The sequence below is a fragment of the Streptomyces durocortorensis genome (genome assembly GCF_016901035.1).
GTDB lineage: Bacteria > Actinomycetota > Actinomycetes > Streptomycetales > Streptomycetaceae > Streptomyces > Streptomyces durocortorensis.
Window position 1 is genome coordinate 1 of sequence record NZ_JAFEUF010000246.1, and the last position, 9657, is coordinate 9657.

General features: G+C 72.6%; 9 protein-coding genes. 5 read left to right on the top strand and 4 right to left on the bottom strand.

Annotated features, from left to right (window positions below):
* Positions 1 to 42: 42 nt before the first annotated feature.
* Entirely contained in the window at positions 43 to 1515 is a 1473-nt protein-coding gene (locus JS521_RS29890; protein WP_205086063.1) for an HtaA domain-containing protein, read from the bottom strand.
* A 135-nt stretch (positions 1516 to 1650) separates the two neighbouring features.
* On the opposite strand from JS521_RS29890, the gene JS521_RS29895 reads away from it, so the two are divergent.
* From JS521_RS29895 to JS521_RS29910, 4 genes are all read left to right on the top strand, one after another.
* Positions 1651 to 2727, top strand: coding sequence for a heme/hemin ABC transporter substrate-binding protein (locus JS521_RS29895; protein WP_205086064.1), 1077 nt, complete (start codon positions 1651 to 1653; stop codon positions 2725 to 2727).
* The gene (locus JS521_RS29900; protein WP_205086065.1) at positions 2724 to 3833 is read left to right on the top strand and encodes a FecCD family ABC transporter permease; all 1110 of its coding nucleotides are present in this window, start codon (positions 2724 to 2726) and stop codon (positions 3831 to 3833) included. Before JS521_RS29895 ends, JS521_RS29900 begins: the two co-directional genes overlap by 4 nt.
* Positions 3830 to 4669 carry a heme ABC transporter ATP-binding protein gene (locus JS521_RS29905; protein WP_205086066.1) on the top strand — a complete coding sequence of 280 codons (840 nt, stop codon included), beginning with the start codon at positions 3830 to 3832 and terminating at the stop codon, positions 4667 to 4669. Before JS521_RS29900 ends, JS521_RS29905 begins: the two co-directional genes overlap by 4 nt.
* 138 nt (positions 4670 to 4807) lie before the next feature.
* Entirely contained in the window at positions 4808 to 5830 is a 1023-nt protein-coding gene (locus JS521_RS29910; RefSeq protein ID WP_205086067.1) for an SCO2278 family lipoprotein, read from the top strand.
* 103 nt (positions 5831 to 5933) lie between these two features.
* Here JS521_RS29910 and JS521_RS29915 read toward each other — a convergent pair whose 3' ends face one another.
* Together JS521_RS29915 and JS521_RS29920 are read right to left on the bottom strand one after the other, a co-directional pair.
* Positions 5934 to 6680, bottom strand: coding sequence for a bifunctional DNA primase/polymerase (locus JS521_RS29915; RefSeq protein WP_205086068.1), 747 nt, complete (start codon positions 6678 to 6680; stop codon positions 5934 to 5936).
* Between the two features lie 165 nt (positions 6681 to 6845).
* On the bottom strand, positions 6846 to 7487 hold the full coding sequence (locus JS521_RS29920) for a TetR/AcrR family transcriptional regulator (protein ID WP_205086069.1): 642 nt from the start codon (positions 7485 to 7487) through the stop codon (positions 6846 to 6848).
* Positions 7488 to 7625: 138 nt separating this feature from the next.
* Here JS521_RS29920 and ddaH point away from each other — a divergent pair, with 138 nt between their 5' ends.
* Positions 7626 to 8567, top strand: a complete 942-nt coding sequence (gene ddaH / locus JS521_RS29925; RefSeq protein WP_372448631.1) for a dimethylargininase — start codon at positions 7626 to 7628, stop codon at positions 8565 to 8567.
* Here the strand turns inward: ddaH and JS521_RS29930 are convergent.
* A complete protein-coding gene (locus JS521_RS29930; RefSeq protein ID WP_205086071.1) occupies positions 8564 to 9556 on the bottom strand; it encodes a small ribosomal subunit Rsm22 family protein in 993 nt (330 codons plus the stop codon). The two genes, ddaH and JS521_RS29930, sit on opposite strands and share 4 nt — an antisense overlap.
* Between the last annotated feature and the right edge of the window lie 101 nt (positions 9557 to 9657).

Sequence of the window (9657 nt, forward strand, 5' to 3'; positions counted from 1 at the left end):
GGGGGTGAGGATCCATAAGGCACGCATGGGGGGGATGCCGGGTCAGGAAGTCTGCGGGGAGTCGGAGGCCGCGGAGGCGTCGGCAGCCTCGGGGGCCGGCCGCGCGGACCGGCGGCGCAGGGCGAAGAACGCCGCCACGGCGCCGAGGAGGAGCAGCACACCACCGCCGATCGCCGCCCAGGTCCCGGCGCCCGGGCCGGAGTCGGAGGAGGCGGCCGCCGGTGCGGCGGAAGGCTCCTCGACGGCCTTCTTCGTGGGCTCGGCGGCCGCGTTCGGCTCGCTGCCGAGGTCGGGCAGCGCGGGCAGCTGGGCCTTGTCGTCGACGGCCACGGCGAGCGAGACCGGGTCCATCGCGGTGCCCGCCTTGTACATCGAGCCGAACGCCTTGGAGCCTTCGGCGGTGAGGACGGCGGGGGCCTCGGTGAGGGCGGCGAGGCCGTCCTGAGGGGCGAAGTCCTCGGCCTCGAAGGTGACGATCGGGACGTTCTCGGTCGTCCTGCCCTCGCTGGTGACGTCGGCGGAGAGGGTGCCTTCGCCCTTGGTGACGGCGACGGTGACGGCGGCGAACTTCAGGTCGAGGTCGTGGGCGCCGGTGAAGCGGATGCTGCCGCTGAACTCCGCGTCCAGCGTCTCCTTCTTCGCGTCGTACGTCCCCTTGCCCTTCGGGAAGCGGAACAGGGCCCCGCCGTCCTGGGCGCCATCGGCGAGCGTCCACTTGCCCTGGCCGATGGAGCCGGTGACGTACTCGCGGAAGGTGCGGCGCACACCCCAGTCGACGGCGGCGTCCTCGAAGCGGCCCGCCTTAGCCTCGTCCTTCTTCTTCGCCTCGTCCTTCTTCTCGCCCTCGTCCTTCTTCTCGTCCGGGGCGGAGGGCTTCGGCTCGGCGGCCGCGCCCTTGGTGTCGACGGAGAGGCTGACCGGGTCGAGGGGGGTGCCCTCGGTGTAGTAGCCGGCGAAGGCGGAGGCGCCCTGGGCGGTCAGCGTGGTGGGGACGTTGGTGAGGGCGATGGGGGTGGAACCGCCCTTCATGTTGATCCCGCCGAGGCCGAGCGTGGCGAGCGGCACCTGGGAGCGGCTGGAGACCTTGCCGGTCCCCCGCTCCTTGCTGACCATGTCCGCGTAGAGCGTGCCGCCGCCGCCGTTGATCTTGACCGTGGGGCGGCTGATCGTGAGGTCCAGCTCGTTGCTGCCGTCGGCCTTCTTGTGGCCGGTGAAGTGCACTCCGCCCGAGAAGCCGGAGCTGAACGCCCCGGAGTCCGGGTCGTAGGAGCCGGTCGCCGAGTGGAAGCGGAACTGGCTGCCGCCGACCGTGGCCGCGCCGCCGGTCAGGCTCCAGCTGCCGTTGGCTATGGGCCCGGTGACATAGCTCTGGAAGGACGACTTGATGCCCCAGTCCAGCCGACCGCCCTGCACCGTGCGGCTTGCCGCTTGCGCGGTGGCGGCGGGGAGCAGGGCTCCCAGCAGCACCGCGAGGAGCGCGACGGCAAGCGCGCGGGTGGATCTGGACGACGGCATGACGGACCCTCCGAGGACTGGCTACACAGGTAAGGCTAACCTAAGGTATTCCCAGCCCGGGCCGGAACCCCTTCCGGTCACGCCGTTACGGCGAACGGCCCACCGCACGCCGCGGAATGACAGGACGGTGCCCCAGTGCGCATCTCGCAGGACTTCGCCCCGACGGGCCCGGACGCCGGACGGGCGGCCCGCCGTCACCCGGTCCGGGGCAGGGCTGCCGCCGCACTCACCGCCGCCGTCGCCCTGCTCCTGACCGGCTGCGGCGGCGGAGGCGATTCCGCGCCGCAGTCCGCGGCCGCCAGGAGCTCCGCCGACGCGGACCGGGTCGAGCCGCTGGCCGGTGCGCCCGCGCCGAAGCTGCCGGTGACGGTCGACTCGGCGGACGGCAAGAAGGTCACGATCGACTCCACCGACCGGATCGTGCCGCTGACGGGGTCGCTGAGCGAGATCGTCTTCACCCTCGGCTTCGGCAAGCAGGTCGTCGCCCGGGACATCACCGCCACCTTCGAACAGGCGGAGAAACTCCCGGTGGTGACCCGGGCCCACGACGTCTCGGCGGAGAGCGTGCTCTCCCTGAAGCCGACGATCGTCCTCGCCGACACCAGCACCGGACCGGGCGAGGCCATCGACCAGATCCGCGACGCGGGCATCCCGCTGCTCGTCGTCGAACCCGCCAAGGGGCTCGACGACGTCGGCCGCCGTATCGACACCGTCGCCGAGGCCCTCGGCGTACCGTCGGCCGGGACGGAGCTCAAGGAACGCACCGAGAAGCGGATCGCCGACGTCCAGAAGTCCATCCCGACCCCCGAGGAAGGCAAGAAGCCCCGGGTCGCCTTCCTCTACCTGCGCGGTTCGGCCTCCGTCTATCTGCTGGGCGGCGCGGAGTCCGGGGCCAGTTCGCTGCTGGAGGCGGCGGGCGCGGTCGACGCCGGCAAGGAATCCGGTCTGGACAAGGACTTCACCGCCATCACCAGCGAGGCGCTCGCCAAGGCCGCGCCCGACGCGATCCTCCTGATGACCAAGGGGTTCGAGTCGGTCGGCGGCATGGACGGACTGGTGAAGATCCCCGGCATCGCGGAGACCCCGGCCGGGATGGACCGCCGGATCGTCACGGTCGACGACGGGGTGCTGCTGAACTACGGGCCCCGCACCGACCGGGTGCTCACCGAGATCGTCGAGCAGCTGTACGCGAAGGGCGGGAAGGGCCAGTGACCACCTCGTACGAGGAACGCACCGGGTCCGTGGAGAAGTCCCCGGACGGGCCAGTGGCGAAAGCCGCCCCCAAGTCCTCGCGCAGCACGGCGTATCTGCTCACCGCGACGCTCTCCCTCGCCCTGCTCGCCGGCTGTCTGCTGTCCGCCGCGATCGGCGCGTACAACATTCCCCTCGGTGACGTCCTGTCCTCCGTGCAGCACCGGATCGGGCTCGGCGGCCAGGAGTTGGACCGGGTCGGCGAGAGCGTCCTGTGGAACGTGCGGCTCCCCCGGGTCGCCCTCGCGCTGCTCGTCGGCGCGTCGCTCGGCTGCGCGGGCGCCCTGATGCAGGGCGTGTTCGGCAACCCGCTGGCCGAGCCCGGAGTGATCGGGATCTCGGCGGGCGCGGCCGTGGGCGCGGTCGCCGCGATCGCGCTCGGTCTGACCTTCTTCGGCAACTGGACCATCACCGTCTTCGCGTTCATCGCGGGCCTCATCACCGTGCTGCTGGTCTACACGCTCTCGCGGTCCGGCGGCCGGACCGAGGTGGTGACGCTGATCCTCACCGGTATCGCCGTCAACGCCTTCGCAGGCGCGCTGATCGGTCTGTTCATCTTCTTCGCGGACAACGCGCAGATCACCCAGATCACCTTCTGGCAGCTCGGTTCGCTCTCCCAGGCGACCTGGCCCAAGGTGCTGGCCGTGCTGCCGTGCGCGCTGGCGGGTCTGCTCATCGCCCCGTTCTACTCGCGCAAGCTGGATCTGCTGGCCCTCGGCGAGCGGCCCGCCCGGCATCTGGGCGTGGACGTGGAGCGGCTGCGGATCGTGCTGGTGCTGGTGGTGGCGCTGCTGACGGCCGCCGCGGTCGCCGTCGCCGGGATCATCTCGTTCGTCGGGCTGCTCGTCCCGCATCTGCTGCGGATGGCGAACGGCCCCGGTCACCGCTTCCTCGTCCCGGGCAGCGCACTCGGCGGCGCCCTGGTCCTGGTCGCGGGCGACCTCGCGGCCCGGACCGTGGCGGCCCCGGCCGAGCTGCCGCTCGGGGTGCTGACCGCGCTCTTCGGCAGCCCGTTCTTCTTCTGGCTGCTGCGCAGGACCCGTCGTAAGCAAGGTGGTTGGGCATGAGGACGCTGAAGGATCTGTTCGCGGTACGCACCCGGGAGCTGCCCTCGCCCGTCGCCTCCGGCTCCCCCGCCGTCGAGGCCGCCGGGCTCTCGGTCCGCCTCGGGCAGCGGCAGGTGCTGGACTCCGTCGACCTGACCGCGCACGCCGGTGAGGTGGTCGCCCTGGTCGGCCCGAACGGGGCCGGAAAGTCGACGCTGCTGGCCGCGCTGGCCGCCGATCTGACCCCCGGGAGCGGCGAGGTGAGGATCGACGGCCGCCCGGCCACCGCGTGGTCCGCGCCCGAACTGGCGCTGCGCCGCTCGGTGCTGCCGCAGGCCGCCGTGCTGTCGTTCCCGTTCCCGGTGGAGGACGTCGTACGGATGGGGCGCGCGCCCTGGGCCGGTACGGAACGGGAGGACGAGGACGACGCGGCGGTGGCCGCGGCGATGGCGGCGACCGAGGTGACCCGGTTCGCGGCCCGGCCGTTCTCCGCGCTGTCGGGCGGCGAGAAGGCGCGGGTGGCGCTGGCCCGGGTGCTGGCTCAGCGGGCCCCGCTGATGCTGCTCGACGAGCCGACCGCCGCCCTGGACCTGCGCCACCAGGAGCTGGTGCTGCGGATCTGCCGGGAGCGGGCCGCCGCCGGTGACGCGGTGGTGGTCGTGCTGCACGACCTGGGTCTCGCCGCGGCGTACGCGGACCGGGCGGCCGTCCTGCACGACGGGCGGATCGCGGAACTGGGCCCGCCCGATGAGGTGTTCAGCGGCGAGCTGCTCGGCGAGGTCTACCGGCAGCCGGTGGAGGTGTTCCCCCATCCCCGTACGGGCACACCGCTGATCGTGCCCGTACGTCAGAACTGAGGCGGCCCCGGGGCGGATCCGGACGGCAGGTCACGGTGTGGACGCTGTATCCGGTCCCCGCCCCCCCCCCCGGCGCCGCCCCGGTTGGGTTTCGACGGTCAGTGCGGGCGACGGATGCAGAAGGCGCAGAAGCAACGGATGACGAGACACCCTGGGCTGGGCCGGCTGACGGCGGGGCTCGCGACCGCGACGGTGCTGTGCCTGACGGCGACTGGCTGTGTGACGGTGCACGGGGAGCTGGAAGTGCTGCCCGGGGCGAAGAAGTCCGAGGCCGCCCAGGCGCTCAAGGACTTCACCGACGCCTACAACGCGGCGGACAAGGCGTTCGATCCGGCACTGGACGCGGACCGGGTGACGGGTTCGCTCGGCGCGATCAACCAGGCCGGGCTGAAGGCGCGGCGGACGTACAACCCCGAAGGCAACAAGGCGCACAAGCCGCTGGTGCTGGACGACGCCACCTACGTCATCCCGAACAAGGCGGGCTGGCCGCGCTGGTTCCTCGCGGACACCGACTCCGACCGGGACCAGGACGGCGGGAAGCTGGACACCCGCTGGCTGGTGGTGTTCGTGCGGACGGGCCCCGACGCGCTGTGGAAGGCGGCCTACCTCGGCGTCCTCCCGGCCTCCCAGGTGCCGGAGTTCACCCTCGACGGGGACGGGCTCGCCACCCCGGTGGAGCCGCAGGACGACGAGCTGGCCGTGGCGCCCGCAGACCTGAGCTCCTCGTACGCCGGCTATCTGCAGACCGGCTCCCCGGACGTGTTCACGCCCTCCACCGCGACCTCGGGCTGGCGCGAGACGCGTCGCACCACACGGCGGGCGGGGTTCTCGTACCAGTACGTCGACCAGCCGCTGACGGGCGCCACGTTCGCGCCGCTCGGGCTGCGCACCGAGGACGGCGGGGCGCTGGTCTTCTTCAACAGCAAGCACTTCGAGCGGCAGGTCGCCGCGAAGGGGCTGCGGCCCGAGGTCAACGCGGACGTGAAGGCGCTGCTCACCGGCGAGGTGAACAGCAGCCTGACCAAGGAGCGGGTCTCCAGCCAGCTGGTGCACGTGCCGCCGCGCGCCGGGGCGGCCGGCTCCGGTGCGGAGACGGGCTCCGGCGGCAAGGTGCGGATGCTGAACCGGCTGCCGGGCCTGATCGCGGCGAAGGGCGAGTAACACCTCCGCACGGCAGGGCTCCGCGCCTCGGCTCAGCGGCTCCGCGCCCTGGCCCAGTGCCTCGACTCAGCGGCTCCTCGGCTCCACGCCTCGACTCAGCGGCTCAGCGGCTCAGCGGCCAGGCGATCGCGTCGTGGTCCAGCTCGCTCTGCTCGGCGCTGCCCGCGTACCGCGCACAGGCTTCGGTGAGCGTCTCCAACAGGGTCAGCGGGTCGGGCAGCTCGTGCTCGGGCCCGCGTACCCAGTGGACGTCCAGCTCACCGGGGAGCCGGGCGGGCGGCAGCAGGACGTAGCTGCCCCGGCAGTGCCAGCGCAGGCCCGGGTGGGCGTCCATGGTCTCGGGGTGGCAGTCCAGCTCGCAGGGCCACCACTCGTCCTCGTCCTCGGGGGTGCCGCGGGTGGCGGTGAAGAAGAGCATCCGGTCCTCGCCGGACTGCGCGACCGGGCCGACGTCGATGCCCGCGTCGAGAAGCCGCTCCAGGGCGCTGCGGCCGGCGGTGAGCGGGACGTCCAGCACGTCGTGGATCATGCCGGTCGCGGTGATGAAGTTGGCCTGCGGCTGACCGGCGGCCCAGCGCTCGATCTGGGCCCGGTCGGTGGTCGACTGCGTCTGCCAGGCGAAGGAGACGGGATGCCGGGCGGGGGTGGGACAGCCGATGCGTTCGCACGAACATCGGTATCCGAGAGGGTGGGCGGCGGGGGCGATCGGCATGCCCGCGTCGGCGACCGCCAGGAGCATGCCCACCCGGGCCGGCTCGTCGGTCTCGGCCACGGATGATTTGGGACGTCGCCGCAGCCACTGGGAGATCCTGCTCTCTGTGCCGCGGAAACGGCCGGAATCGGCGCCCATCTATCCCCTCACCTCAGCAGTTCACCTCAGCGTTGCCTGTCCATGGTCGCACCATCCTGCGGTTCGGGTGGCCAGAGTTCACCAGCGGGGCCGTGTACCACTGCACCGAGTGAGCACCATCACGCCCGATGTCGCCACATATCGGATACGACGGCGGGTTCGGTGTCACGGTCGCGGGGCGAGCCCGCCGACCGCGTAGTCGACGATCTCGTCGGCGTACGCGTGGGTGAGCGGCAGGGTCCGGAGCAGCCAGCGGTGCATCAGCGGGCCGATGAGCAGCTCCAGGGCGATCCGGGGATCGACGTCGGCGCGCACGTGCCCGGCCTCCTGGGCGGCGCGCAGCCGTGTGACGTACAACGCGAGCTGCGGGTCGAGCAGCTGGTGGACGAATGCGGCGCCGAGCTTCGCGTCCACGATGCCTTCGGCGGTCAGCGCGCGGGTGGGGGCCTCCAGCGCCGGGTCGTTCAGCTCGTCGACGGTGGCCCGCAGCACGAGCTTGAGGTCGGCGACCAGGTCACCGGTGTCGGGGATGCCCTGGGCCCCCTCGCCGGATTCCCCGGCGTCCCCGGCACCGGCGTCCTCGGCGGTCCGGCCCGCCAGGTCCAGGAAGGCGTCCATCAGCACGGCGGCCTTGGAGGGCCACCAGCGGTAGATGGTCTGCTTGCCGACCCCGGCGCGGGCGGCGATACCCTCGATCGTCGTACGCCGGTATCCCACCTCTGTGACGAGGGCGAGCGCGGCGTCATGGATGGCGCGGCGGGAGCGGTCGCTGCGGCGGCTGGAGTCGGGTGCCTTGGTGGGTGCCATGCGGCCAATCTACCGCCATACGAGCCGATACGTATCGTCTTGCGATGTTCCTGGTGCTGTCTTGGCGACGCCTTGGTGATGTCCAGTGCGGTGCCCTGTGCGGTGTCCGGTGCGGTGTCCTGTGTGGTGTCCTGTGCGGTGTCCGGTGAACCACCCGATCGGTTCACTGCGGATCCGGCGCGCACGGCGCACCATGGGCTCACGCACAGACCGTGCGCATCCCACCGTTCCGCGGCCCCGGCCGCCGATCGCGAGGAGCCCGAGTTGAACCGTGACGCCATCCCTCGTCGCTACCTGATGTGCGCCCCGGCGCACTTCCGGGTCACCTACTCCATCAACCCGTGGATGGACCCGTCGAAACCCGTCGACCTGCCGCTGGCCCAGACCCAGTGGGAGGACCTGCGCGACCGCTACCGCTCCCTCGGCCACACCGTCGAGCTGCTCACGCCCCGCCCCGACCTGCCGGACATGGTCTTCGCCGCCAACGGCGCCACGGTGATCGGCGGCCGGGTGCTCGGCGCGCTGTTCGCGTACCGGGAGCGGTTCGAGGAGGCCGGCGCCCATCGGGACTGGTTCCTGGAGAACGGCTTCACCGACGTCCTGGAGCCGGAGCACGTCAACGAGGGCGAGGGGGACTTCGCCGTCACCGCCTCCTACCTGCTGGCCGGGCGCGGCTTCCGCTCCAGCCCGCTGTCGCACGCCGAGGCCCAGGAGTTCTTCGGGGAGCCGGTCATCGGGCTCGATCTGGTGGATCCGCGCTACTACCACCTGGACACCGCGCTGTGCGTCCTGGACGCGGCGGCCGACGAGATCATGTACTACCCGGACGCCTTCTCCCCCGGCAGCCGGGCGGTGCTGCGCCGGCTGTTCCCGGACGCACTGCTGGCCGGTGAGGCGGACGCGGCGGCGTTCGGGCTCAACTCGGTGAGCGACGGGCGGCACGTGCTGCTGCCGCAGGGCGCGACCGGGCTGCTCGATCCGCTGCGGGACCGGGGCTTCGAGCCGATCCCGATGGACCTGGGCGAGCTGCTCAAGGGCGGCGGCAGCGTGAAGTGCTGTACGCAGGAGCTGCGGGCCTAGTCGGCGGCGGGCGGCCAGGGTTCGCCCCAGGCGACGTCCCTGGCCGCCCGGTACAGCTCTCCGTGCCGCTTGGTGACCGTGGCGCGGGCCAGGCCCTCGTCCCGGGTGCACAGCTCCAGCTGGACCAGGCCCTTGCGGATCTGCGGCCTGCGGGTGATCCGGGCGGGCGCCGGGGCGGCGGGGAAGCGGGTGCCGACGACGTAACTGAACTTCTCGTCCTCGTGGCTGAGCGAGCCGCCCTTGACCTGCCGATGCAGCGAGGAGCGGCTGACCCGGGCCGAGAAGTGGCACCAGTCGGCCCCGGGCTCGATGGGGCAGGCGTCGCTGTGCGGGCAGGGGGCCGCGATGCTCAGTCCGGCGGCGATCAGCCGGTCGCGGGCCTCGATGATCCGGGCGTAGCCGTCGGGGGTGCCGGGCTCCACGATCACCACGGCCTGCCCGGCCCCGGCGGCCGCGTCGACCAGCTCGGTCCTGGCGTCGGCGGTCAGCTCCTTGAGGACGTAGCTGACGGTGATCAGGTCGGCGGGGGCCAGCTCCAGGGCCGCACCGATCCGGGCCTGCTCCCAGCGCGCGTCGCGGAGGGCCGGTACCCCGGACGCCCCGGCCAGTTCGCGGCCGAGCGCGAGGGCCGGCTCCGCCCAGTCCAGGACGGTGGTGGCCGCCCCCTCCCAGGCCCCGGCCACCGCCCAGCTCGCCGCGCCCGTGCCGCCGCCGACGTCGGTGTGGGTGGCGGGCCTCCAGTCGGGCGCGGCCTCGACGAGGGCGTCGAGGGCGGAGCGTACGGCTTCGAAGGTGGCGGGCATCCGGTACGCGGCGTACGCGACGACGTCGGAGCGGTCCCGCAGGATCGGGGCGTTCGTCGGGGTCTCCCCGCGGTAGCTGGCGATCAGCCGGTCGACGGCCTGCTGGGCCTGCCTGGGCGGCAGTCCGTCGAGCAGGCCGGCCAGCGCCGCGCGCAGGGACTGTGCGGTGGGGAGGGTGACGTTCACCGGCGAATTGTAGGCGGAGGCGCCCCGTCGGCCGCATTCCGCTTCCGCCGGGGCGGTACGGGGTACGCAGGCACGTACGCGGACGGCACGGGGGCCGGGGC